The organism is Streptomyces sp. NPDC001832, from assembly GCF_040297265.1.
In the GTDB taxonomy this organism is placed as follows: Bacteria; Actinomycetota; Actinomycetes; order Streptomycetales; family Streptomycetaceae; genus Streptomyces.
The window spans coordinates 80,907-104,471 of record NZ_JBEOYU010000003.1; the positions used below are offsets into that span (position 1 = coordinate 80,907).

Annotated in this window: 21 protein-coding genes and 1 pseudogene; 12 read left to right on the top strand and 10 right to left on the bottom strand. The window is 69.8% G+C overall.

What is annotated here, in order from left to right; all coding sequences use genetic code 11:
- The first annotated feature begins 79 nt into the window (after positions 1–79).
- Both ABT115_RS03955 and ABT115_RS03960 read left to right on the top strand, forming a co-directional pair.
- Entirely contained in the window at positions 80–889 is an 810-nt protein-coding gene (locus ABT115_RS03955; RefSeq protein WP_351783751.1) for an SGNH/GDSL hydrolase family protein, read from the top strand.
- Between the two features lie 273 nt (positions 890–1,162).
- Entirely contained in the window at positions 1,163–1,426 is a 264-nt protein-coding gene (locus tag ABT115_RS03960) for a hypothetical protein (RefSeq protein WP_351783753.1), read from the top strand.
- Positions 1,427–1,642: 216 nt separating this feature from the next.
- Here ABT115_RS03960 and ABT115_RS03965 read toward each other — a convergent pair whose 3' ends face one another.
- Together ABT115_RS03965 and ABT115_RS03970 are read right to left on the bottom strand one after the other, a co-directional pair.
- Positions 1,643–2,395, bottom strand: a complete 753-nt coding sequence (locus ABT115_RS03965; RefSeq protein ID WP_351784047.1) for an ABC transporter permease — start codon at positions 2,393–2,395, stop codon at positions 1,643–1,645.
- Between the two features lie 71 nt (positions 2,396–2,466).
- Entirely contained in the window at positions 2,467–3,444 is a 978-nt protein-coding gene (locus tag ABT115_RS03970; RefSeq protein ID WP_351783755.1) for an ATP-binding cassette domain-containing protein, read from the bottom strand.
- A gap of 64 nt (positions 3,445–3,508) precedes the next feature.
- On the opposite strand from ABT115_RS03970, the gene ABT115_RS03975 reads away from it, so the two are divergent.
- Entirely contained in the window at positions 3,509–4,216 is a 708-nt protein-coding gene (locus ABT115_RS03975) for a TetR/AcrR family transcriptional regulator (RefSeq protein WP_351783757.1), read from the top strand.
- Between the two features lie 11 nt (positions 4,217–4,227).
- Here the strand turns inward: ABT115_RS03975 and ABT115_RS03980 are convergent, their stop codons facing one another.
- Together ABT115_RS03980 and hmgA are read right to left on the bottom strand one after the other, a co-directional pair.
- Entirely contained in the window at positions 4,228–4,995 is a 768-nt protein-coding gene (locus ABT115_RS03980) for a GntR family transcriptional regulator (protein ID WP_351783759.1), read from the bottom strand.
- Between the two features lie 83 nt (positions 4,996–5,078).
- Positions 5,079–6,407 (bottom strand): homogentisate 1,2-dioxygenase, encoded by a 1,329-nt coding sequence (hmgA, locus tag ABT115_RS03985; protein ID WP_351783761.1) that lies wholly within the window; start codon positions 6,405–6,407, stop codon positions 5,079–5,081.
- Positions 6,408–6,529: 122 nt separating this feature from the next.
- Here hmgA and ABT115_RS03990 point away from each other — a divergent pair, with 122 nt between their 5' ends.
- The 5 genes from ABT115_RS03990 to ABT115_RS04010 all read left to right on the top strand — a co-directional run bounded on the left by ABT115_RS03990 (position 6,530) and on the right by ABT115_RS04010 (position 13,470).
- Entirely contained in the window at positions 6,530–8,629 is a 2,100-nt protein-coding gene (locus ABT115_RS03990; protein ID WP_351783763.1) for a right-handed parallel beta-helix repeat-containing protein, read from the top strand.
- Positions 8,626–9,474 carry a hypothetical protein gene (locus ABT115_RS03995; RefSeq protein WP_351783765.1) on the top strand — a complete coding sequence of 283 codons (849 nt, stop codon included), beginning with the start codon at positions 8,626–8,628 and terminating at the stop codon, positions 9,472–9,474. Before ABT115_RS03990 ends, ABT115_RS03995 begins: the two co-directional genes overlap by 4 nt.
- Positions 9,471–10,754 (top strand): hypothetical protein, encoded by a 1,284-nt coding sequence (locus ABT115_RS04000; RefSeq protein WP_351783767.1) that lies wholly within the window; start codon positions 9,471–9,473, stop codon positions 10,752–10,754. Before ABT115_RS03995 ends, ABT115_RS04000 begins: the two co-directional genes overlap by 4 nt.
- A gap of 52 nt (positions 10,755–10,806) precedes the next feature.
- Positions 10,807–11,427 (top strand): TetR/AcrR family transcriptional regulator, encoded by a 621-nt coding sequence (locus ABT115_RS04005; RefSeq protein WP_351783769.1) that lies wholly within the window; start codon positions 10,807–10,809, stop codon positions 11,425–11,427.
- Positions 11,428–11,583: 156 nt separating this feature from the next.
- A complete protein-coding gene (locus tag ABT115_RS04010; RefSeq protein ID WP_351783771.1) occupies positions 11,584–13,470 on the top strand; it encodes an ABC transporter ATP-binding protein in 1,887 nt (628 codons plus the stop codon).
- Between the two features lie 60 nt (positions 13,471–13,530).
- On the opposite strand, the pseudogene ABT115_RS04015 reads toward ABT115_RS04010, so the two are convergent.
- From ABT115_RS04015 to ABT115_RS04025, 3 genes and pseudogenes are all read right to left on the bottom strand, one after another.
- Positions 13,531–14,449: pseudogene (locus tag ABT115_RS04015) on the bottom strand (DMT family transporter); the annotation flags it as partial.
- A 33-nt stretch (positions 14,450–14,482) separates the two neighbouring features.
- On the bottom strand, positions 14,483–15,205 hold the full coding sequence (locus ABT115_RS04020; protein WP_502969024.1) for an ArsR/SmtB family transcription factor: 723 nt from the start codon (positions 15,203–15,205) through the stop codon (positions 14,483–14,485).
- A 15-nt stretch (positions 15,206–15,220) separates the two neighbouring features.
- Positions 15,221–15,895: a TetR/AcrR family transcriptional regulator gene (locus ABT115_RS04025; protein ID WP_351783773.1), complete on the bottom strand. Its 675-nt coding sequence runs from the start codon at positions 15,893–15,895 to the stop codon at positions 15,221–15,223.
- A gap of 224 nt (positions 15,896–16,119) precedes the next feature.
- Here ABT115_RS04025 and ABT115_RS04030 point away from each other — a divergent pair, with 224 nt between their 5' ends.
- Both ABT115_RS04030 and ABT115_RS04035 read left to right on the top strand, forming a co-directional pair.
- Positions 16,120–16,410 (top strand): YiaA/YiaB family inner membrane protein, encoded by a 291-nt coding sequence (locus ABT115_RS04030; protein WP_351783775.1) that lies wholly within the window; start codon positions 16,120–16,122, stop codon positions 16,408–16,410.
- 82 nt (positions 16,411–16,492) lie between these two features.
- On the top strand, positions 16,493–17,143 hold the full coding sequence (locus ABT115_RS04035) for a TetR/AcrR family transcriptional regulator (RefSeq protein ID WP_351783777.1): 651 nt from the start codon (positions 16,493–16,495) through the stop codon (positions 17,141–17,143).
- Here the strand turns inward: ABT115_RS04035 and ABT115_RS04040 are convergent.
- Positions 17,134–17,595: a MaoC family dehydratase gene (locus ABT115_RS04040; RefSeq protein ID WP_351783779.1), complete on the bottom strand. Its 462-nt coding sequence runs from the start codon at positions 17,593–17,595 to the stop codon at positions 17,134–17,136. The two genes, ABT115_RS04035 and ABT115_RS04040, sit on opposite strands and share 10 nt — an antisense overlap.
- 158 nt (positions 17,596–17,753) lie before the next feature.
- Here ABT115_RS04040 and soxR point away from each other — a divergent pair, with 158 nt between their 5' ends.
- Entirely contained in the window at positions 17,754–18,227 is a 474-nt protein-coding gene (gene soxR / locus ABT115_RS04045; protein WP_351783781.1) for a redox-sensitive transcriptional activator SoxR, read from the top strand.
- A 61-nt stretch (positions 18,228–18,288) separates the two neighbouring features.
- Here soxR and ABT115_RS04050 read toward each other — a convergent pair whose 3' ends face one another.
- On the bottom strand, positions 18,289–18,900 hold the full coding sequence (locus tag ABT115_RS04050; RefSeq protein WP_351783783.1) for a hypothetical protein: 612 nt from the start codon (positions 18,898–18,900) through the stop codon (positions 18,289–18,291).
- A 239-nt stretch (positions 18,901–19,139) separates the two neighbouring features.
- Here ABT115_RS04050 and ABT115_RS04055 point away from each other — a divergent pair, with 239 nt between their 5' ends.
- Complete coding sequence (locus ABT115_RS04055; protein ID WP_351783785.1) at positions 19,140–21,968, top strand: penicillin acylase family protein; 2,829 nt, start codon at positions 19,140–19,142, stop codon at positions 21,966–21,968.
- A 241-nt stretch (positions 21,969–22,209) separates the two neighbouring features.
- On the opposite strand, the gene ABT115_RS04060 is transcribed toward ABT115_RS04055, so the two are convergent.
- The gene (locus ABT115_RS04060; RefSeq protein ID WP_351783787.1) at positions 22,210–23,487 is read right to left on the bottom strand and encodes an exo-beta-N-acetylmuramidase NamZ family protein; all 1,278 of its coding nucleotides are present in this window, start codon (positions 23,485–23,487) and stop codon (positions 22,210–22,212) included.
- Positions 23,488–23,565 lie beyond the last annotated feature (78 nt).

Genomic DNA, 23,565 nt, shown 5'->3' on the forward strand with positions numbered 1-23,565 from the left:
CCGGTGGGGGTGCGGCTGCTGCTACCACAGACACGGCAGACCAGGCGGAGATGCTGCCGGTCGGTCCAAGGGAGGTTCCATGAAAATGTCCAGACTCGCGGCGTTCTCGTCCTCACTCCTGCTCGGTGCCGTACTTGCTCTGACCGGAGCGGCCACCGCCAACGCCGCACAGTCTGTTCAGGCCGTCGACTACGTCGCCCTCGGCGACTCGTACTCCTCAGGCCTCGGATCCGGCAGTTACGACAGTGCCAGCGGTGACTGCAAGCGCAGCACCAAGGCCTACCCCGTACTCTGGGCCAACGCCAACTCGCCCTCGTCCTTCGGCTTCACCGCTTGCTCGGGTGCTCGTACGGGTGATGTCAAGGCCAACCAGCTCGGACCCCTCAGTGCCTCGACCGACCTTGTCTCGATCTCCATCGGCGGCAATGACGCGGGCTTCTCGGACGTCATGACCACCTGCGTCGTCCAGTCGGAGGCCACCTGCCTCAGCCGGATCGCCACGGCTCGCAGCTATGTCGACACCACCCTGCCCGGCAACCTCGACTCGGTGTACTCGGCGATCCGTACCAAGGCGCCGTCCGCTCATGTCGTCGTCCTCGGCTACCCGCGCTTCTACAAGATCGGCGGCAGCTGTGTCGTCGGCCTGAGCGACAAGGTGCGCACCGCGATCAACGACGCCGCCGACTACCTCAACTCGGCGACCGCCAAGCGCGCCGCCGACCACGGCTTTACCTTCGCCGACGTCACGGGGAACTTCACCGGGCACGAGATCTGCTCCGGAAGCGCCTGGCTGCACAGCCTCAACTGGCTCAACGTCGGTGAGTCGTACCACCCCACCGCAGCCGGACAGTCGGGCGGCTACCTGCCCGGCCTCAATTCGGCCGCCTGACGTCCAGCCCAGTGGATGAGCCGGGCCCGTTCGGTTGTCTGACGGGTAGGAGGCCACTGTCCGCAGGGGTCTCCGTCCGGCACTGGGGCGATCCACTCCGGGCGAACCGCTTCCTTTCTGTCCAACTCGCCCTGGAATCGGGTGTATTCGGATGCCGACCGTCAACCTCCGTATGTGTGTGCTCAATCCCGTGACCGGGATACACGGGTGTTGTTGCGGGGGGATAGGGTTAACCTGCCCGGGCCGGGTGCCCTCGTACGGGTGGGGAGTGACATGGAACAGATAACGATGCGCAGCAGGCCGCGTGTGCCTGCCGTCACATGCGGGAGCAGTGCGACAAGTTCGCGCCTGGACCGCCATCTCGCGGTGCTCGGCGGCCCTGCCGTCCCGCAGCGGGAGGCCGCGGAGGCGACACGGCTGATGCGTGAGCTCACCTCGCGCGATGCCGCCCACAGCCATCGGAGCAAGAGTGCGCGGGTCTCGCTCTTCGCGCCGCTGCGGCGACTGCGACGCTCGCTCCTCGGCAGCCGGCACTGACCCCACGGCCCGTCTCGACCGCGCTTCGGTTCACCGCCCGGGCTCCCCGGCCAGGGGCCGTCGCCCAGGCCCCCCGCTCGGGGCCGTGCAGGCGATCACACCGTTCCGGCGCTGCGCTGCTGTCCGCTCTCCCGTCATCCCCAGGGCTCACAGCAGCGCTTTGGTGCGCTCACCGGCCCGCCAGGCTGCCCCGGTGAGCGCTGCCCACGGTGGCGGTCACTCGCCGCCGCGCGCGTAGCGCCGTACGGACAGCGGCACGAACACCGTGAGGAGCGCCACCGACCAGGCGAGTGTCCCGGCCACCGGGTGGGCGACCGGCCAGGCCGCGTCGGCGGCCGGGGACGCGTTGCCGAACAGTTGGCGGGTGGCCGAGGCCATGGCGCTGATCGGGTTCCACTCGGCGACCGTCCGCAGCCAGCCGGGCAGGTTGTCGGTCGGGATGTACGCGCTGGACAGCAGCGGCAGGATGAAGGTGGCACTGCCCAGCTGGCCGGCGATCTCCTCGTTGCGGATCAGCAGGCCCAGCCAGCAGCCCAGCCATGACGTGGCGAACCGGAGGAGCAGCAGCAGCCCGAAGGCGCCCAGGGCGGCGAGCGGGCCGCCCTCGATCCGCCAGCCGACCGCGAGTCCGGCCAGGATCAGCGGAATCATGCCGATGGCCGTGGTCAGCAGATCGGCGACGGTCTGGCCGAACGGTACGGCGGCCCGGCTCATCGGCAGCGTACGGAGCCGGTCCATCACCCCGCGGTGACAGTCCTGCGAGGCCTGGAACATCCCGACCATGATGCCGTTGGCCGCCGTGGACGCCAGCAGGCCCGGCATCAGGAACGCGCGGTACTCCTGGCCCGGCATGGCCAGTGCGCTGCCGAAGACGTACCCGAAGAACAGCAGCATGGTGATCGGCATGGTCTGGGTCAGGATCACGACGCCCGGCGCCGCCTTGATCCGCTGCAGATGACGGCCCAGCATGGCCAGAGCATCGGCGATCGGGGTGCTTGTGGCGGGCGGGACAGACTGCTCGTGGACCAGTGCGGTGCTGCTCATGCTGCCGTCTCCTTCAGGGGCGGGGAGGTGCGGCGGTCGCCGCGGCCGGTCAGGCGGAGGAAGACCTCGTCGAGCGTCGGCGGGCGCAGGCTCGCGTCGATCACCGGTACTCCCGCCGCGTCGAGTTCGCGGACGATACGGGGGAGGGTGAGCGTGGTGTCGGTCGCGACGGCGCCCACGGTGCGGCGCTCGCGGTCGAGTACCGGTTCGGTGCCGGTGAGCTGATCGAGGACGCCTGCCGCCGGTACCAGCGCCGATTCGTGTGAGACGACCACTTCGGCGTAGCTGCCGATGCGGGCCTTCAGCTCGGAGGGGGCGCCGCGGTGGGCGGCCCGGCCCCGGTCGATCAGCACGATGTCGTCGGCCAGCTGATCGGCTTCCTCCAGATACTGCGTGGTCAGCAGGACCGTCGTGCCCCGGCCGGCCAATTCCCGTACCGCCGCCCAGATCTGGTTGCGGCTGTGCGGGTCGAGTCCGGTGGTCGGCTCGTCCAGGAACAGCACCCGCGGGCGGGTCAGCAGGCTGGCGGCGAGGTCGAGACGGCGGCGCATGCCGCCCGAGTAGGTGCGGGCCGGGCGGTCGGCGGCCTCTGTCAGCTCGAAGCGCTCCAGGAGCTCGTCGGCGCGGCTGCGCGCGGCCTCGCCGCGGAACCGGAGCAGCTTGGCGAAGAGCCGCAGGTTCTGCCGGCCGGACAGCTCGCCGTCGACCGAGGCGTTCTGCCCGGTGACGCCGATCGCCGCGCGTACCGCGCCCGCCTCGCGCACCACGTCGTGGCCCGCGACCCGGGCGCTTCCGCCGTCCGGGACGGTCAACGTGGTGAAGACCCGGACGGCGGTGGTCTTGCCCGCGCCGTTCGGCCCCAGTACTCCGCAGACGGCGCCCTCGGCGACCGCGAGATCGAGCCCGTCCAGGGCGTGGACATCGCCGTAGCGCTTCTCCAGACCTTCACTAAGTACAGCGTACGTAGTTGTCATGCGGCCCACCGTACCGCACTACGTACGGTGTACGTAACTACGATGGTGGAAGAGGTGATGATCAATGGTGGGGCGACCCGCTGTACCCGAAGTGATCTGGGCGCGCCCCGAGCGTGCGGGCCGCGGCCCCAGGCCCGCGTTCAGTCGCGCCGACATCGCGGCGGCCGCCGTCCGTATCGCCGATGCGGAGGGCCTCGACGCGGTGTCCATGCGGAAGGTGGCGGCTGAGCTCGGCTGCGGCACGATGTCGCTCTACAACTACGTGCCGCGCAAGGAGGACCTGTACGAGCTGATGCTCGACGCGGTCAGCGGCGGGTACGAGTTCCCGGAGCCGTCCGGCGACTGGCGCGCCGATCTCATCTCGCTGGCCCATCAGGCCCGCGAGATGATGCACCGCCACACCTGGGTGCCCCGGCTGATGTCACCCGTGTACGGCTTCAGCCCGAACACCCTGCGGTACCTGGAGTACGCGCTCAGCTGCCTGGACGGGGTCGACGCACGGTTCGGCGAGAAGATGGAACTCATCGCCATGGTCAACGGCGTGGTCACCACCTATGTGGCCAACGAGATCGCCACGGCGGAGCGCAGCCGGTCGCTGCCCTGGTCCGAGGAGCAGGAGCACGCCGCGCGCACCAACTATCTGATCAGCCAGATCACCACCGGGAAGTATCCGCGGATGGCGGCGGGATTCGCCGAGGACCCCGGGCCGATCGATCTGGACGGCGTCTTCGACCGGGCGCTCGAGCGGGTGCTGGACTCCTTCGACCGGTAGGGCGCGGGCCGTCAGTGCGCCTCCACCGTCACCGAGAAGGAGAACCGGTCGCCCCGGTAGCGGATCTGCGCCACATCCACCACCCGGCCGTTCTCGTCGTACGTCACGCCCGTGTAGAAGAGGATCGGGCTCAGCAGCGGTACCTGGAGGAGTTCGGCGGTGGCCGGGTCGGCGAGGCGCGCCTCGACCGTGTCGGTGATGCGCGCGATCCGGACACCGACCCGGTCGCGCAACACCTTGGTCATCGGCCAGCGTTCGAGATCGCGGACATCGAGCCGGGCCGCGACCTCGGGATCCACCGCGTTCTCCGCCCAGTTGGTGGGCTCGTCGCTCTCCCTGTCGCGGCGCAGCCGGCGGTAGCTGACGACCTCCGCGCAGTCGGGGAAGTATTCGGTGAGGTCTCCCGGCACGGCGAGCGGACCATGGCCGAGGACCACGGTCCGCTCGCCCGACTGCTGGGCCACGATCGCATCGATCGAGCCCAGCAGCCGGACCGGTGACACCCGGCGGGCGCGCGGTTCGATGAAGGTGCCGCGCCGCCGGTGCCTGCTGATCAGCCCTTCCGCCTCCAGCTCCTTGAGCGCCTGGCGCATCGTCAGGACGCTGACGCCGTAGTGCGCGGCGAGCTGTTCCTCGGTCGGCAGCCGCGCCGATGCGTCCTTGGCTCGGCCCAGTATCGAGGCGCGCAACGACTGCGAGACCTGGTACCACAGCGGTAGTTTGCGGTTCAGGACCAGCGAATCGGGGGCGAAGGCGTGCCCCTGGGACATCTTGGGCATCTGGGGCACCTGGTTCACCTGGTCTCTCCGTACTGCGACACGGCGGACGCGACGACGCGGGGGCCGGGAAGCGGCGTCGTTGCCTACGGCCTGAAGTTGCGGCTCAGACCCTGCCACACGTCGTCGTAACCACGCTGCAGATGGTCGGCGCTCGCCGCCTGCCTGGTCGCCGTCACCGGCCAGCGGGTCTCGAACATGAAAGCGAGACCGTCGTCGATCTTCTGCGGCTTCAGCTCCGCCTCGCTCGCCCGGTCGAAGGTCTCCCGGTCCGGGCCGTGTGCCGACATCATGTTGTGCAGCGAGCCGCCGCCCGGGACGAAGCCGCCCTTGCCGGCCGTCTTCGCGTCGTACGCCCCCTCGATCAGGCCCATGTACTCGCTCATCACATTGCGGTGGAAGTACGGTGGCCGGAAGGTGTCCTCACCGACCAGCCAGCGCGGTGCGAAGACGACGAAGTCGACGCCGGCCAGGCCAGGGGTGTCGGACGGCGAGGTCAGCACCGTGAAGATGGACGGGTCGGGGTGGTCGTAGCTGATCGAGCCGATGACATTGAAGCGATGCAGGTCGTAGACGTACGGAGTGTGGTTGCCGTGCCAGGCGACCACATCGAGTGGCGAATGGTCATAGGTCGCGGACCAGAGGTTCCCACAGAACTTGTTGACCACCTGCACCGGGCGGTCGCCGTCCTCGTACGCGGCGACCGGGGCGAGGAAGTCCCGGGCGTTCGCGAGGCCATTGGCGCCGATCGGGCCGAGGTCGGGAAGGGTGAACGGCTGGCCGTAGTTCTCGCAGACATAGCCGCGGGCGGTGGCGTCCAGCAGCTCCACGCGGAAACGGACGCCGCGCGGGATCAGTGCGATGTGTCCCGGTTGCGCGTGCAGCAGGCCCAGTTCGGTACGGAGCAGCAGGCCGCCCCGCTCCGGGACGATCAGCAGCTCGCCGTCCGAGTCACTGAACACTCGGTCGGTCATGGATGAGTTGGCGTGGTAGAGGTGCACGGCCATGCCGGCGCGCTGCGTCGCGTCGCCGTTGCCGCCGAGGGTCCACAGGCCGGCCAGAAAGTCCGTCCCGGCCGCGGGCTCGGGGAGTGGATCCCAGCGCAGCCGGTTGGGGTCGGGTACGGATTCGGTGAACGGGGCGGTGCGCAACGCGCCGTTGTCGATACGGACGAACGGGGGATGAGCGGCCGACGGGCGGATCCGGTAGAGCCAGGAACGGCGGTTGTGCACCCGCGGTTCGGTGAACGCCGAGCCGCTCAGCTGCTCCGCATAGAGCCCGAGGGGCGCGCGCTGAGGTGAGTTGCGGCCGTGCGGCAGCGCTCCCGGCACCGCCTCCGAGCTGTGCTGATTGCCGAACCCGGCGGAATGCTGGAGCCCTTCCGCCGTCTTCCTCGCCTGCTCGATGCCGCTCATGTGCGCTCCCGGTGCCGAAGGAATCCTATGGGTAACCGTAGGAATCGGACCGGGGTGCGTCAACGGCATTCGTGGTGCACAGGGGGGTCCCAAAAGTTGAACAATGCTCTACTCTCCCGAACATGTCGTGGACACGAAGACTTCTGGTGGTCCTGGCTGCGCTCGCCGCCGCCCTCCTCGCGGCTCCGGCGGCCCAGGCGCACGAGGAACGTCCGGTCACCCTGCCCGACGGAACCGGCAGCGTCCCCGTGCACCGCACCGGCGAACCGGATCTGCTGGTCTGCAAGAGCGACCGGGCGGACTTCGAGCGCCGCATATCCGGCTTCCCCGACGGGCTGCGGGCCCGGAACCTGAAGCTGTACGAGCGGTGCTTGAACTCCGGCTACCGTCATCTGCAGCAGGCCGTCGACTCGGTCGGCAGACCCGGCATGAACATCGCGATCCTGCCCGGCCTGTACGAGGAGGAGCCCTCACTGCCCAAGCCGGCGGGGGAGTGCGCCCGGCTGAAGGCGCCCAATTCCAAGCTCGGCTACCAGATCCTGTCCTACGCGCAGCAGACGAAGTGCCCGCACAACCAGAACCTGGTGGCGATCCTCGGCAAGAAGAACCTCCAGATCGAGGGCACGGGCGCCGAGCGCACGGATGTCGTCATCGACGCCAAGTACCAGAAGCTCAACGCGATCCGCGCGGACGGCTCCGACGGCATCTACTTCAAGAACTTCACCGCCCAGCGCACCACGTTCAACTCCCTGTACGTTCTGGCGCAGGACGGCTTCGTCATCGACTCCGTCCTCACCCGGTGGAACGACGAGTACGGCTTTCTGACCTTCGCAAGCGATCACGGGCTGTACAAGAACTGCGAGTCGTACGGAAACGGCGACTCCGGCATCTACCCCGGCAGCGCGTCCAACATCAACGACGCGTACGGCTACAAAGTCCCGCGCTACTCGATCGAGATCACCGGCTGCCGCAGCCACCACAACATGGTCGGCTACTCCGGCACCGCGGGCGACTCCGTCTACGTCCACGACAACGAGTTCGACCACAACATGGGCGGCGCCTCGATGGACAGCGCCTTCCCCGGCCACCCAGGACTGCCGCAGAACCACGCCCGCTTCGAGCGCAACCTGATCCACGACAACAACGCCGACTACTACCCGTACGTCGCCGACGGAACCTGCGCCAAGCCGCCCGTGGACCGCGGCTACGAGGACGGGGTCGTCTGCCCGCAGATCTCCATGCCGCCGGGCACCGGCATCATCACCGCGGGCGGCAACTGGAACCTGTACGAGAACAACTGGATCTACGGGCACAAGCGCGCCGCCTTCTTCCTGTCCGCGGTCCCCGCCTTCATCCGCGGCGAGAGCGCGCTGTCCAAGCAGACCGACACCTCCCACCACAACCGGTACGCGGGCAACCGCCTCGGCACGGACAAGGCGGGAAGCTCCCGGCCCAACCGCACCGACGTGTGGTGGGACGGCCAGGGCGACGGAAACTGCTGGCAGTCGGACACCGGGCCTTCCACCCCGCGCGCCCTGCCCGCCTGCGGCTCCGAGCGTGGCGCGGTGTCCGGGCGCAGCGACCGGCTCGTCGGCGAACCCGTCAAACTCGCCCAACTGCTGGTCTGCGCCGACTACAACGTGCAGGCGCGACGGCTGCCGGCCGGCTGCGACTGGTACGGAGCACGTGGCATCGAGCGCATCGAGGTACAGGTGGTGCTGGCGGTCGCGGTGGTGCTCGCGTTGGTCGGCGGGGTGCTGTGGTGGCGCAGACTGCGCGGCAGCAGACTCGCCACCGCGGTCACCGTGCTCGGCGCGATCGGTCTCGGGCTGGATGTGGCCGGATCGACGATGGGGCTGGCCTCCTCCTACGTGCCTGCGCTGGCGCTACTGCTGACCGGGGTGTGGTGGACCGGGATCGGGCTGGTGCTGCGGGGCGAACGGCCCTGGCTGGGCTGGACCACGGTGGTCCTGGGTGCGCTCACCCTGCTCGACGCCGTCGACAAGGCCGTGTTCATGATTCCGTGGATTCCGCTCAGCCCGGCCTGGGTGCGTGGACTGCTCGGTGTGATCTGGGTGGTGTGGGCCGTCGTGGCCGCCGCCCGGCACGGCGAACAGGGAGCGTCGGGCGAACGGGGAGCGTCGGAGGAAGGCCCTGCTCCGGACTCGGGCGTGGACGCGCCTGCCACCCCGGCCCCCGCCCCGGAAGGAGACCCATCGTGAAGCGTTCCCGCAGGCGACTGCGGCCCGCCCGGCCGGGCGTCGCAGCCATCACCGTGCTCACCGCAGGCGCCCTCGTGTTGGGTGCGAGCGCCTGCGGCGGGCGGGCCACCACCCACCACAAACCCGGCACCAGCCACGAGCAGGCCAGCGGCAGCGTCGGCCGGCTTCTCACCCTCGACGACGGCTCCGGGCACCGGCTGCGCCAGGTCGACGCGGACGGCGCCCCCGAGGTGACGCTCGCCGTCCGTCCGGACTCCGAGGACGGCTGGAACGTCCAACTCTCCGTACGGAACTTCCGGTTCACCCCGGACAGCGTTGGCGGCGCCGCTCTCCTCGGGCGCGGCCACGCCCGGCTGTTCCTCGACGGCCGCCCCCTCGCCCGGGTCTACGGCTCCTGGTACCACCTTCCCGACTCCCTCGTCCGCAGCGCCGGCGGCGGCACCGGCCTCACCGCCCGGCTCTTCGCCGACGACCACACCGCCTGGGCCGTGAACTCCGCCCCGATCCAGGCCACCACCTCCCTCGCCACTGCCTCCGCACAGCCCACCGCCCCCGAGGCGCACCAACCGGAAACGCCTCGGCCCGGCGCGACCCTCGAGATCGTCGTCTCCCACGGCAAGGTCACCCCCGCCCCCGGCCGCACCGAGATCAAGAAGGGCCGGATCGTCGAACTCCGGGTCCGCAGCGACCACGCCGACACCCTCCACGTCCACGGCTATGACAAGGAGGCCCGGCTGCCCGCAGGAAAGACCGTCAGCCTCACGTTCACCGCCACCCGCACCGGCCTCTTCGAAGTCGAGACACATGAGTCCGGCCTGCTCCTGACTCAACTCGTCGTACGGTGAGCGTCCTCGCTCATGGCATCGGCGCCCAGCACGACCTTCCGCTGTCCCCCTTCTACGCCTTCGCCGGTGCCTTCGCCGCGCTCTTCGTCTCCTTTCTCGCGCTCGGCCTGCTCTGGTCCTCCTCCCGATTCCGCGGCGACCGGGCGGGCCGCCCGCTCCCGGCCGCCGTCCAGCGCCTCGCTGACGCCCGCCCCACCCGTATCGCCGTGCGCGTACTCGGACTGGCCACCGCCCTGTTCATCACGCTCCACCTCCTCCTCGGCCCGGACGACCCGGACCGCAACCCGGCCCCCGGCGCCGTCTACGTACTCCTCTGGGTCGGGCTCGTCCCCGCATCACTCCTGCTCGGTCCCGTCTGGCGACTGCTCAACCCGCTCCGTACCGTCCACCTCCTCGGCTGCCGCGTGCTCGGCCGCGATCCCGCCGCAGGCCACCCCCTTCCCATACGCCTCGGGCTCTGGCCCGCCGCGGCCGGGCTCCTCGCCTTCACCTGGCTCGAACTCGTCGCCCCCGATCCCGCATCGACCACCTCCCTCCTCCTCTTCCTCTCCCTCTACGCCGCCGTCCACCTCGCAGGCGCCGCCCGCCACGGCGCCGGATGGTTCGACCGGGCGGATGCCTTCGAGGTCTACTCGGGGCTGCTTGCCCGGCTCTCCCCGCTCGGCCGCCGCCCCGCCGACCGCCGCCTCGTACTCCGCTCCCCTTTCAACGGACTCGATGCCACGCCGCAGACCCCCGGACTCGTCGCCACCGTCTGCGTCATGCTCGGCTCCACCGCCTATGACGGCTTCTCCGACGCACCCTCCTGGATCACCACCGTCCAGAGCTCACCCCTGGGCCGCACCACCGCGGCCACGCTCGGACTCCTGGGTGCTGTCACCCTCGTCGCCACCTTCTATGCCCTCTGCGCCGGCGCCACCCGGCTGATCTCCGGTCAACTCCGCCACCCCCTCGCCGCCTTCGCCCACTCGCTCGTCCCGATCGCCCTCGGCTATCTCATCGCCCACTACTTCACGCTCTTCGTCACCGAAGGGCCACGCACAGTCATGGTGGCATCCGGCACTGACAATCCCGTCCCGCCCGAGCCTCCCCTGGGGCCGGGCGGCGTCGCCACGCTCCAGGTCGCCGCGATCGTCCTCGGCCACGTACTCGGCGTCATCGCAGCCCACGACAGGTCCGTACGCCTCTTCCCGCCCGGCCGCGCCGTCGCGGGGCAACTCCCGCTACTGGTCCTGATGATCACGTACACCATCGGCGGGCTGTCCCTGCTCATCGCATGACGGCCGCACCGGCAACACCGACCTGGCACCCGCGGAGGAGACCCACGGCATCATGGAGACCGTGCCCCATGCGAACACGAACCTCCGCCGTGCCCCCGTGCAGCAGCGCAGCGCCGAACGCCTCGCACGGATACTCGACGCCTGCGCCGAACTCCTCGACGAGACCGGGTACGAGCAGCTCTCCACCCGTGCCGTCGCCGTCCGTGCCGAGGTCCCCATCGGCTCCGTCTACCGGTTCTTCTCCAACAAGCGCGCCCTGACCGACGCGCTCGCCCGGCGCAACCTGGACAGCTACGCCGAACGCATCACCGCCCGCCTCGCCGCCATCCCGGCCGCCGACTGGCGCAGCACCATCGATGCCGTCCTGGACGAATACCTGGTGATGAAGCGCTCCGTGGCCGGCTTCGCCCTCGTCGACTTCGGCGCTCCGGCCCCCGACGACGACCCGGCCAGTGACGCCAACCACCGGGTCGCGGGCCGGCTCACCGAACTGCTCTCCGGGCACCTCGGCCGTGCCCCCGACGAGAATCTTCTCCGGACGGTCCTGGTCTGCGTCGAGGCCGCCGACGCCCTCCTCCAACTCGCCTTCCGTACCGACCCGTCGGGCGACCGGGCCATCGTCGCCGAGACCCGTGTCCTGCTCCGCGCCTACCTCGCGCAAGTCCTGGACTGACTGCGAGGGAGCTCGTCCCGCAGTCCTGGCAGTACCGCCGCGACACACAACACCTGCTCCGCGTGATCGTCGGCCCGTAGGAGATCAACGAGGGCGAACTTCTTCTCGAATCCGGGTGGTTGACCTCAAGTCCGCTGGAGGTCGTACGTTCCTCTCATGAGCATGGAAGCCACCGCCTGGACGCAACTCCACAACGTCATGAACGCGCAAGCGGACCGACGCCCCTTCGACCGAGCAACCCTGCGGCGCATCGCCGCGTTCGCCCGTCCGCACCTGCGCCGGGTCGCCCTGTTCCTGATGCTGAGCGTGGCGACGGCGCTGCTCGCGGTCGCCACCCCCGTCCTCGCCGGCCGCGTGGTGAACGCGATCGTGGCCGGCAAGGACGGACACACCGTCACACGGCTGTCTCTGCTCATCGCCGTGATCGCCGTCGCGGAGGCGGCGCTCGGCCTGGCCGGTCGCTGGCTCTCGGCCAACCTCGGCGAAGGGCTGATCGTCGATCTGCGCACCGCCGTCTTCGACCATGTGCAGCGCATGCCGATCGCGTTCTTCACCCGTACCCGTACCGGCGCGCTCGTCAGCCGCCTCAACAATGACGTCATCGGCGCCCAGCGCGCCTTCAGCAACACACTCTCCGGCGTCGTCAGCAATGTCGTGACGCTGCTCCTCACCCTCGGTGTCATGCTCTCCATCTCCTGGCAGATCACCGCGCTCGCCCTGGTGCTGCTGCCGGTCTTCGTGCTGCCCGCGCGCCGCATGGGCACCCGGATGGCGAGGCTCCAGCGGGAGGCCGCGGCCCACAATGCCGCAATGGGGACCCGGATGACCGAGCGCTTCTCCGCGCCCGGCGCCACATTGATCAAACTCTTCGGCCGGCCCGCCGACGAGTCCGCCGAATTCGCCGCCAGAGCAGGCAGGGTGCGCGACATCGGGGTACGCACGGCCATGGCACAGTCCGTGTTCATCACCGCCCTCACCCTCGTGTCCGCACTGGCGCTCGCCCTGGTCTACGGGCTCGGCGGGTTCTACGCGCTGCGCGGGCAGCTCGACGCGGGCGCGGTCGTCTCCCTCGCTCTGCTGCTGACCCGGCTGTACGCGCCGCTCACCGCCCTTGCCGGGGCGCGCGTCGAGGTGATGAGCGCCCTCGTCAGCTTCGAGCGGGTCTTCGAGGTCCTCGACCTCAAGCCGCTCATCGAGCAGAAGCCGGACGCACGCGCGGTCCCGGAAGGGCCGGTCTCCGTGGAGTTCGACGGCGTACGCTTCGGCTACCCGTCCGCCGACAAGGTTTCCCTCGCCTCGCTCGAAGACGTCGCGACTCTCGACACCCGCGGCGGCGGCGAAGTGCTGCGCGGGGTCTCCTTCCGCGCCGAACCCGGCCAGACAGTGGCACTCGTCGGTTCGTCCGGCGCGGGCAAGTCCACCATCGCGCAACTGCTGCCACGCCTGTACGACACGGACGAGGGTTCGGTACGCATCGGCGGCATCGACGTACGCGATCTGTCCGTTGACACCCTGCGTGACACCCTCGGCATGGTCACCCAGGACGGCCACCTTTTCCACGAGTCGGTCCGCGCCAATCTCCTGCTCGCCCGGCCGGAAGCCACCGAGGAGGACCTCTGGGACGCCCTGCGCCGCTCACGCCTGGACGGCCTGGTCGCCTCACTCCCCGACGGGCTCGACACGGTCGTCGGCGAACGCGGCTACCGCCTCTCCGGCGGCGAACGTCAGCGGCTGACCATCGCTCGGCTGCTCCTGGCCCGCCAGCGCGTCGTCATCCTCGATGAGGCCACCGCCCACCTGGACAACACCTCCGAGGCGGCCGTGCAGGAGGCGCTCACCGAAGCACTCGCCGGACGCACGGCAGTCGTGATCGCCCACCGGCTCTCCACCGTACGGGCGGCCGACCTCATCCTTGTCGTGGAGAACGGGCAGATCGTGGAGCGGGGCACCCACGAACAACTCCTGGCGGTCGGCGGCCGGTACGGGGAGCTGTACCGCACCCAGTTCGAGAGCCCCGGCACGGAGGCCGCGGAACTCGGCTGACGACGGCGGTCCGGAGCGGCGGCTGTCCGGGGAATCCGGCACGAGCCCCGGTCGGTCGGTCCCGCCTGTCCGGCCCGTCCGCGGACGCATCCGGGAGACCGCCACCCCGGCCAGGCAGAGCAGCCCCCCGCCGACGGTGAGCGGCGCGGGCACCTCGTCCAGCAGCAGCCAGGACATCACCACCACCAGCGCGGGCACCGCATAGGTGGTGGCGCCCATCCGTCCCGCGGTGGTCCCTGGCGAGTGCGTAGGCCCAAGTGGTGAAGGCCAGCGCGGTCGGGAAGAGGCCCAGATAGACCATGTTCAGGGTGGCGGACAGGGGTGCGTCGGCGGCGTCGGAGATCAGTTCGCCGGAGAAGGGCAGGCAGGCGACGGTGCCGACCAGGCAGCCGAACGTGGTGATCTGCAGTGCTGAGCCGTGCCGCAGCGCGGGCTTCTGACTTACCACCCCCGCCGCGTACGCCACCGCGGCCAGCAGACAGAGCGCCACGCCGAGCACCGACGCATTGCCGTGCCCCGACATCGAGAGCCCGACCACGGTGGCGCCCGCGAACGACACGGCCATGCCGGCCACCAGCCTGCTGGGCAGTCCCTCGCCGAGCATCCGGGCACCGAGCAGCGCGATCAGGAGGGGACCGATGTTAACCACCATCGCGGCCGTGCCCGCGTCGACCAGCTGCTCACCCCAGTTGAGCACCACCATGTACAGGCCGAACCAGAGCAGGCCCGACCATATGATCCCTGGCCAGGCGGCCCGCGACGGCAGCCCCTCGCGCCGCAGCACCAGCAGTGTGACCAGCGCCAGGGAGCCCGCGAGCAGCCGGCCGAGAGCGAGCGCGCCGGGCGAATAGGCATCCCCGGCGCTGCGGATGGAGACAAAGGCGGAGGCCCACAGCAGCACGCTGGTGCAGGCCGCGGCGGGGGCCCGCCAGTCACGATGTGCCGCAGGTGTCGCCGCCGGGGTGGGTGTCGTCGTCATGGACCCGAAAGTAGGACAGTGATCGTTCGGCCCTCACCGAATGGTGGACGGCTCGATGCCGAGGTGTTCGTTCAGCGCCCGTTCCCCGTCCGGGGTCACCTTCACCGCGCGCCCGGACCCGATCCGTACGCACCACCCGGCATCCAGCGCATGCCGGCACAGTGCCGCTCCCGCGACGCCTGCCAGGTGCGGCCTGCGCTCCGTCCAGTCCAGACAGCTCCGGACGAGCGGACGCCGCGACCTCGACTCCAGACTGATGCCCAGTCCGCCGAACCAGCTGAGCCCGTCGTCGGTGAGCGCGAAGCCGGTGTCCTGCCGCAGCAGTCCTCGTACGGTCATGGCATCGGCGATCGCGATGCCGATCCGGCCCGCGAGATGGTCGTAACAGGTGCGTCCGCGGGCCAGCGCGCTGCCGGCGCTCACCGCGCTCAGGGTGTGCGGACGCTCGGGCACGGTGCGGGGGACGGCTTGGGCCGCGAGGTCCTCGACGAGGTGCGCGGCCCGTTCGTCGGTGAGCCGCAGATAGCGGTGGCGGCCCTGCCGCTCCTCGGTCAGCAGCCCGCCCGCGACGAGCTTGCCCAGGTGCTCGCTGGCGGTTGACGGCGCCACCGAGGCGTATCTGGCCAGCTCGCCCGCGGTCCAGGCGCGGCCGTCGAGCAGGGCCAGGCAGAAGGCGGCCCGGGTCTCGTCGGCGAGGAGCGCGGCCAGGGCGGCGAGGCGGGGTGCGGCCGGGTCGGGGTGCGCCATGCGTGCCATGCGTTCCAGGATGCGTCAGGAACGCTTCGGTGCGGGCCGCACAGTCCCGGCGGGCACCAGTTGCTCGTACTGGAGGGAGAGGCCGTCGACCAGTGCCCGCAGCCCGGTTTCGAACGCCCCCTCGTCGACCTTCTGGCGGCGGTCGGCCGGCAGATGGGCCTGGCCGAGGTGCGGATAGTCCGCGCGGTCGTACGCCGTCTCGTCGTCGACGGAGCCGTGGGCGAACGAACCGAGGGCCGAGCCGGTGATGAAGTAGCGCATCAGGGCCCCGATGTACGTGGCCTGGGCGGGCGGCCAGCCGGCCCTGACCATCGCGCCGCAGACCGCGTCGGCAACCCGCAGACCGGCCGGGTGGTGTCCCGGGCCCTGGGCGAGCACCGGAACGATGTGTGGGTGCTCGGTGAGCGCCGCGCGATAGGAGACGGCCCAGTCATGCAGGGCGGCGCGCCAGCCGCGGGTGTCCGACTCGTCGAACATCGACAGATCGACCTGGGCTGACACGGCGTCCGCGACCGCGTCCAGGATCTCGTCCTTGGTGCGGAAGTGGTTGTAGAGCGAGGGTCCGCTGACCCCGAGTTCGGCGGCGAGCCGACGGGTGGAGACGGCGTCGAGGCCTTCGGAGTCCACGAGTGCGCTCGCCGTCTCGACGATGCGGTCTCTGCTGAGAAGGGGCTTGCGCGGTCGGGCCATGCGGCACATGGTAGGGGCAACAAGCAGAAAACTAGCAGCGCTAATTAACGGCCTGGTGCACGATAGCGAGCGGGCTCCCGGCGATCCACTCTCTATCGTGCACCAGGCCGTAAGGCCGACCGGTGAATGGGGGAGTCGAGGGAATGCTCGAACGGGAGTCTGAGTACTGGGCTGAGTACGGGGGCGGATGGTGGCGCATGCCACGTCGGTCGATGCTGGTGGTCATGAGTGACACAACATCGGTCAAGCAGCAGAGCACCGCGGCCTTCTACGGCCAGGCCGTCGCGTCCTTCGGGGTGGCGATGGCCGCAGTGGCTCTCGGTATCTACTTCCTGGACGCCGACGCCTGGGTCCGAGGATTCCTCGCGATCGGCGTTCTCTACCTGGTCACCTCGTGCTTCACCCTGGCCAAGGTCATCCGTGACCGCCAGGAAGCGGGACAGCTCATCAGCCGGGTCGACCAGGCCCGGCTGGAGAAGATCCTTGCCGAGCACGACCCCTTCCAGAAGGTCTGACGATCCCGTCCGGACGAACCCTAAGCGCTTGCTCAGGTTCGGGGTATGGTGTTCGTCCTGCTGACGAGAGGGGCGAGTGACGATGAGCACGGCGGAGGAGATCCACGGTGACAGTGAGCCGTGGGCCGAGGTGACGCCCGAGGCGGCCAGGCGGCTCCTCGTCGCCGCCGTCGACGCCTTCGCCGAGCGCGGGTACCACGCCACCACCACCCGCGACATCGCCGGCCGCGCGGGGATGAGCCCCGCCGCGCTCTACATCCACTACAAGACGAAGGAAGAGCTGCTCCACCGGATCAGCAAGATCGGTCACGACCGCGCCCTGTTCGTCCTGGAGGCCGCCGCCGACGGCGGGGGCACGGCCGCCGAGCGGCTGGCCGAGGCCGTACGGTCCTTCGTCCGCTGGCACGCCGAACGCCACACCACGGCCCGTGTGGTCCAGTACGAACTCGATGCCCTCGGTGAGGAGCACCGCATGGAGATCGTCGAGCTGCGCCGCAGGAGCGACGCGGTGGTGCGCCGGATCATCAGCGAGGGTGTGCAGGCCGGGGAGTTCGACGTGCCCGACATCCCGGGCACCACGCTCGCGGTGCTCTCGCTCTGCATCGATGTGGCGCGCTGGTTCAACGCGCAGGGCAGCCGGACGCCGGACGAGGTCGGCGAGCTGTATGCCGACCTCGTGCTGCGCATGGTCGCTGCCGACGGCAGAGGTGACTGGGCGCGTCGTCAGAAGTAGTAGCGTGACACCGACTCGGCCACGCACACCGGCTTGTCGCCGCCCTCGCGTTCGACCGTGACGAGGGCGGTGACCTGCACACCGCCCCCGGCCTCCTCGACGTTCTTCAGGACGGCCGTCGCGCGCAGCCGGGAGCCCACGGGCACGGTGGACGGGAAGCGGACCTTGTTCGTCCCGTAATTGATGCCCATCTTCATGCCTTCGACCCGCATGATCTGGGGTACGAGCGCCGGCAGCAGTGAGAGCGTGAGGTAGCCGTGCGCGATCGTCGTGCCGAACGGCCCGGCCGCGGCCCGCTCCGGGTCCACATGGATCCACTGATGGTCACCGGTGGCCTCGGCGAAGAGGTCGATCCTCTTCTGCTCGATCTCCAGCCACTCGCTGTGCCCCAGCTGCTCACCCACCCCGTCACGCAACTCCTGCGCGGACGTGAAGATCCTCGGCTCTGCCATGTCCCTGGTCCCTGCCCTTCCAGTTCTCGGCCACCCGTCCGGCTCGCGGCCGGCGGTCATCCGTAATCGCACTGTCTAAGCGCTTGCTCAGAATGGTTGCCGGGTGCGTTCCTGTCAACGACGGACCGGCCGTGGGAGGGGCAAGTAGGGTTGGAGGGGTGCCCCAGATCCCACAGACACTCCATGAACTCACGGTCGGCCAGCTCTCGGCGCGCAGCGGCGCCGCTGTTTCGGCCCTGCATTTCTACGAGGCCAAGGGCCTGATCAGCAGCCGCCGCACCAGCGGCAACCAGCGCCGCTACACCAGGGACGCGCTGCGCAGGGTCGCGTTCGTCCGTGCGGCGCAGCGGGTCGGCATCCCGCTCGCCACCATCCGGGACGCACTCTCCGAACTCCCCGAGGAACGCACCCCGAACCGTGACGACTGGGCGCGGCTCTCCGCGGCATGGCGCTCCGAACTGGACGAGCGCATCGCGCAGTTGGGCCGACTGCGGGACCACCTCACCGACTGCATCGGCTGCGGTTGTCTGTCGTTGGAGAACTGTGTGCTCTCCAACCCGGACGACATCTCCGGTCAGCGGATCAGCGGCTCACGCCTGATGCCGGAGCGCCGGTCGGCCGACTGCTCGTAGCGGCGTGGGCCCGCCCGCTCGGGGGTGCCTGGCGGGTGCGCCGGGCGCCCTTCGCTGTCCGTCATGCCGCCGATGCCATCTCCCGTCGCCATGCGTTTCGGGCCTTCGCCAGCGCCCCCGGTGTGAGCGCCGGCTGCGGCACCACGATTCCGCACCGCGTGCAGACCGGCCCCGACCACGGCTCGCACTCCAGATCGTGCCGCCAGGCGATCTCGGTGCCCGCGCACACCGGGCAGGAGGCGCCCGGTTCCGACTCCAGCGCGGCGATCAGCCGGCCGAGGACCTCGGCCAACGGCGCCGAGGGGTGAACCGCCGGGTCCTCGCAGCGGGCGACCCCGTGGCCGCCCAAGGTGCGCCGGTGCCAGTCGTCGAACGCCCCGGGCCTGCGAAGCCCGTCGCGCTTCTCCCTCCTGCGCCGCTCGGCGAACCCCGCCTCGTATCGGAGCCAGACGGCCCGCGCCGCCTCCAGCTCGTCCAGCGCGCGCACCAGCCGTTCCGGATCGGGGGACCGGTCCTCGGGCTCGATCCCGTGCCGGGCGCACAGATGATCCCATGTCGCCCGATGCCCGTAGGGGGCGAACCTCTCCAGGCACTTGCGCAGCGAATACCGCCGCAGCGCCAGGTCGCCCCGCGGGTCGCGGACCTGTCGCGCAAGACTCCGGAATCCGGCCACTGCACTGTCACCTCCGTCGCTCGTACTTCGGCGTCAAGGAATGGACGTACGACTGCCCGATTCGGATCCAAAATATGGTGACGTCCGCCATGCGAGATGACTTACGGCCTCACCCACGATTGGACAGCGGGCCGCAGGCGGCGGCATGTGATGATTCAGAAAAGGTGACTGGTGTTCACCCTCTTGGCGGGTCGTACCGGCGGTAACCTCCGGCGCATCGGCCTCTCGGAGGAGCACGTATGCCCCCACGCACCGTCAAGTTCAGAGTCGCTACCGCCGCGGCGGTTCTCGCGCTCGGCACCACCTTATTGGCGGCCTCACCGCAGTCCGGTGCCGCGGCAGCGGAACCTTCACCCGTCACCGACTACTGCCAGGGGCAGTGCGACGACATTCTGCCGCCCGGCGAGAACGGCAACGCCACGCTCGTCGACATCCTCGGCAACAAGGCGTTCGGTACGCACCCCGCCCACAGCGACGACCAACTCGACCGCTACAACGGCCTGGTGGCCGGGCACACCGGTCTCACCGACCAGAAGCTGACCGACTTCTTCAATGATGCCTCGTTCGGCGTGCCCGAGGACCAGGTCGAGTCCGTCACCTCGCCGCGCGACGACGTCACGATCACCCGTGACAAGACGTCAGGTGTCCCGCACATCAAGGGCACCACCCGTTACGGCACCGAGTTCGGTGCCGGATTCGCGGCCGGGCAGGACCGGCTCTGGCTGATGGATCTCTTCCGGCACATCGGACGCGGCGAACTGACCTCGTTCGCGGGCGGCGCGCTCGCCAACCAGGGCCTGGAGCAGCAGTTCTGGCCGCAGGCCCCGTACACCGAGGCCGATCTCGAAGCCCAGGTCGAGTACATCAGGACCCATGAGGGCGCCCGCGGCGAACAGGCCATGGCGGACGCCCAGGCGTATGTCGACGGCATCAACGCGTACCGCGAGAAGTCCAAGAAGGGCCGCTACTTCCCCGGTGAGTACGTTCTCACCGGCAAGATCGACGCGATCACCAACATCGGGGAGATCCAGCCGTTCAAGCTGACAGACCTGATCTCGATCGCCTCAGTGGTCGGCGGTCAGTTCGGTGGCGGTGGCGGCGGCGAGGTACAGGCGGCGCTCTCGCTCCTCTCCGCCCAGCAGAAGTACGGCGTCGCCGAAGGCACCAAGGTCTGGGAGTCGTTCCGGCAGCGCAACGATCCCGAGGCCGTGCTGACGATCCATGACGGCACGTCGTTCCCGTACGCCGGCAAGCCCGCCACGGCCCGCGGCACCGCACTGCCCGACAGCGGGTCCGTCACGGCTGAACCCCTGATCCACGACCGCACCGGCTCCGCGGGCACGGACCGGAAGACCCCCGTCAAGGCCCCGGCCACGCTCAAGAAGGCCCAGGGCATCTACGACGACGGCGTCATCCCCGAGGGCTCGCTGCCCGGTTCCGGCTCCGGCGCCCAGAAGCGCGGTTTGTCCAACGCCCTGCTGGTCTCCGGCAAGCACACCGCGAGCGGAAACCCGATCGCGGTCTTCGGACCCCAGACCGGCTACTTCGCCCCGCAGCTGATGATGCTCCAGGAACTCCAGGGCCCCGGCATCAGCGCCCGAGGTGTCTCCTTCGCCGGTGTCGGCATGTACATCCAGATGGGCCGCGGCCAGGACTACGCCTGGAGCGCCACCTCGGCCGGCCAGGACATCACCGACACCTACGCCATCGACCTGTGCGAGCCCGACGGCTCCGTCCCCACCAAGGACTCCACGCACTACCTCTACCGGGGCACCTGCACCGCCATGGAGACGCTGGAGCGCACCAATTCCTGGACACCGACCGTCGCCGATTCCACGGCGAAGGGTTCCTACCGGATGCAGGTACGGCGCACCAATTACGGCATCGTCACCCACCGCGCCACCGTGGGCGGCAAGCCCGTCGCGTACACCTCGCTGCGCACCACCTACCGTCACGAGGCCGACTCGATCATCGGCTTCCAGATGCTCAACGACCCGGCGTACGTCAAGGACGCCGCCTCCTTCCAGCGGGCGGCGAGCAATATCGACTACGCGTTCAACTGGTTCTACGCCGACTCCCGCACCGCCGCGTACTACAACAGCGGCATGAACCCGGTACGCGCGACGGGCGTCGACCCGGCGCTGCCCGTGACGGCCGCGCAGGCCTACGAGTGGAAGGGGTACGACCCGGCAGCCAACACCGCCGCGTACACCTCGTTCGCCGAGCATCCGCACTCCAGCGGCCAGGACTACTACGTCTCCTGGAACAACAAGCAGGCCAAGGGGTACGCCTCCGCGGGCTTCGGCCTCAGCGCGGTGCACCGGGCCGATCTGCTGGACGACCGTGTGGCGGAGCTGGTCGAGGAGGGCGGTGTGACCCGTGCGTCCCTGACCCGGGCCATGGCTCAGGCCGCCGTCACCGATCTGCGCGGCGAACAGCTGCTGCCCGAACTGCTCAAGGTGATCCGCACCCGGCCGGTCACCGATCCGGAACTGAACGGAGTCGTACAGCAGTTGGAGTCCTGGCGGGCAGCAGGATCGCAGCGCAAGGAGAGCAGTCCCGGATCGCATGTGTACACCTACGCCGATGCTGTACGGATCATGGACGCGTGGTGGCCGAAGCTGGTCGAGGCCGAGTTCAAGCCGGGTCTCGGCGAGGACCTGTACGGGGCGCTGACCGCGAACCTCGCTACCGACGAGTCTCCGGCGGCCAGTCACGGGCCGAGCGGGGCGCACAGTGGTTCGGCGTTCCAGTACGGCTGGTGGGGCTTCGCGGACAAGGACCTGCGCCGGGTCCTGGGGCAGCCGGTCAAGGGTCCGCTGGCCAAGGCGTACTGCGGGAACGGCGATCTGGGCAACTGCCGTGACGCACTGCTGGCATCCCTGAAGCGGGCTGCGGCCGAGCCGGCCGCGGACGTCTACCCCGGTGACGACAACTGCAAGGCCGGCAAGCAGTGGTGCACGGACTCGATCGTCCACCGGCCGCTGGGCGGGATCGACCAGAAGTCCATCCACTGGCAGAACCGCCCGACGTACCAGCAGGTGGTGGAGTTCCCGGCGCACCGGTAGCGCCGGAAGATGTCCTCTGGTGCCGGACGGGCTTGATCTGCCCGCCCGTCCGGCGCTCGGCCTTCCGGCGCCCGCCCTTCGGCGCCCCGCCTTCCAGCCGGAGCCGGGAATCCAGGCCGTCCGGCGATTGAGGGCGCAACCGTTCGGCCGGTGGGCCGGAACCATCAGGGCCGTTCTGCGAACGCACCCAGCCCGTCCGGCGTTTGAGGACAAAGGAACCGGCCCCCGGACGTCCCTGGGCTCACCGGTACTGGAGGTACCTCTTCCGGACGCCCCGGAACGCGGTGAGATCCTCTTCCCACGCCCCCACCACCTCATCCGTGTCCGCCCCCGCATCGATCATCGTGCGGACCCGGGTGTTGCCGGTGAGCTTGTCGATCCAGTTGTCCGAGCGCCAGGCGAATCCGCTCCACGTCTGCTTCGCCGTCACCAGCAGCGCGATCCCCGTGCGGACCGGATCGAAGGCCTCACGGTCCTGGACGTGCAACTGCACCCCGCCGACCGTCCTTCCCTGGAACTTGGAGAACGTCGGCGCGAAGTACGCCTCGCGGAAGGCCACCCCCGGCAGATCGAGCGCGTTCGCGGCCGCCGCCCACCGGTGGTCGATGCCTTCCGCACCGAGCAGCTCGAACGGCCGGGTCGTGCCACGCCCCTCGGAAAGGTTTGTGCCCTCGAACAGGCAGGTCCCCGAGTAGACCAGCGCCGTGTCCGGCGTCGGCATATTGGGGCTCGGCGGCACCCACGGAAGCCCGGTCGCGTCGAAGAAGTCCGAGCGTTTCCACCCCGACATCTTCACGATGCGCAGGTCCACCGGCCGCTCGGCCAGGAACTCCGCGTTGAAGAGCAGCGCCAGCTCGGTGACCGTCATGCCGTGCGCCTGTGCGATCTCCCGGCGGCCCACGAACGTGGCGAACGCCGGATCGAGCACAGGACCGAGTGCCGCCCGCCCGGTCACCGGGTTCGGCCGGTCCAGGACGACGAACCGCTTGCCCGCGAGCGCCGCCGCCGCCATGCAGTCGTACAGCGTCCAGATGTAGGTGTAGAAACGGGCGCCCGCGTCCTGGATGTCGAAGACGATCGTGTCCACCCCGGACGCGGTGAAGACATCGGCGAGCGGCTGCCCGCTCTTCAAGTACGTGTCGTAGACCGGGAGTCCGGTTGCCGGGTCGTCGTAGCGTCCCTCCGAACCGCCCGCCTGCGCGGTGCCGCGGAATCCGTGCTCGGGCCCGAAGACGGCGATCAGGTCCACCCGGTCGTCCGGATGCATCACATCGACGATGTGGCGCACGTCGGAAGTGATCCCGGTGGGGTTGGTGACGACCCCGACCTTCTGGCCCTTCAGCAGCGCGTAGCCGTCCGCCGCAAGCCGGTCGAAGCCGGTACGGACCCGGCCGTGCACGGTGCCCCGTCCCTGGCCGGGGATGGGGGCGGCCGTCGCGACCCCGGTACCCGCGGCCGTCGCCGCGAGGGCCCCCACCGCACCGCCGGCGGCCAGCAATCCACGTCTGGACAGGCTCATTCAGCTACCTCCATGATCGCGACGACTGTCATGGTCACGCACGCTAGCGCGCGTTCAGGCCATACGGAATGAGCCGGA

Excerpts from the sequence above, each read along its gene's own strand:
- ABT115_RS03955 (WP_351783751.1), top strand. The coding sequence starts at position 80 with ATGAAAATGTCCAGACTCGCGGCGTTCTCGTCCTCACTCCTGCTCGGT.
- ABT115_RS03960 (WP_351783753.1), top strand. The coding sequence starts at position 1,163 with ATGGAACAGATAACGATGCGCAGCAGGCCGCGTGTGCCTGCCGTCACA.
- ABT115_RS03965 (WP_351784047.1), bottom strand. The coding sequence starts at position 2,395 with ATGCTGGGCCGTCATCTGCAGCGGATCAAGGCGGCGCCGGGCGTCGTG.
- ABT115_RS03970 (WP_351783755.1), bottom strand. The coding sequence starts at position 3,444 with ATGACAACTACGTACGCTGTACTTAGTGAAGGTCTGGAGAAGCGCTAC.
- ABT115_RS03975 (WP_351783757.1), top strand. The coding sequence starts at position 3,509 with ATGGTGGGGCGACCCGCTGTACCCGAAGTGATCTGGGCGCGCCCCGAG.
- ABT115_RS03980 (WP_351783759.1), bottom strand. The coding sequence starts at position 4,995 with ATGCCCAAGATGTCCCAGGGGCACGCCTTCGCCCCCGATTCGCTGGTC.
- hmgA (WP_351783761.1), bottom strand. The coding sequence starts at position 6,407 with ATGAGCGGCATCGAGCAGGCGAGGAAGACGGCGGAAGGGCTCCAGCAT.
- ABT115_RS03990 (WP_351783763.1), top strand. The coding sequence starts at position 6,530 with ATGTCGTGGACACGAAGACTTCTGGTGGTCCTGGCTGCGCTCGCCGCC.
- ABT115_RS04005 (WP_351783769.1), top strand. The coding sequence starts at position 10,807 with ATGGAGACCGTGCCCCATGCGAACACGAACCTCCGCCGTGCCCCCGTG.
- ABT115_RS04010 (WP_351783771.1), top strand. The coding sequence starts at position 11,584 with ATGAGCATGGAAGCCACCGCCTGGACGCAACTCCACAACGTCATGAAC.
- ABT115_RS04020 (WP_502969024.1), bottom strand. The coding sequence starts at position 15,205 with ATGGCACGCATGGCGCACCCCGACCCGGCCGCACCCCGCCTCGCCGCC.
- ABT115_RS04025 (WP_351783773.1), bottom strand. The coding sequence starts at position 15,895 with ATGGCCCGACCGCGCAAGCCCCTTCTCAGCAGAGACCGCATCGTCGAG.
- ABT115_RS04030 (WP_351783775.1), top strand. The coding sequence starts at position 16,120 with ATGAGTGACACAACATCGGTCAAGCAGCAGAGCACCGCGGCCTTCTAC.
- ABT115_RS04035 (WP_351783777.1), top strand. The coding sequence starts at position 16,493 with ATGAGCACGGCGGAGGAGATCCACGGTGACAGTGAGCCGTGGGCCGAG.
- ABT115_RS04040 (WP_351783779.1), bottom strand. The coding sequence starts at position 17,595 with ATGGCAGAGCCGAGGATCTTCACGTCCGCGCAGGAGTTGCGTGACGGG.
- ABT115_RS04055 (WP_351783785.1), top strand. The coding sequence starts at position 19,140 with ATGCCCCCACGCACCGTCAAGTTCAGAGTCGCTACCGCCGCGGCGGTT.
- ABT115_RS04060 (WP_351783787.1), bottom strand. The coding sequence starts at position 23,487 with ATGAGCCTGTCCAGACGTGGATTGCTGGCCGCCGGCGGTGCGGTGGGG.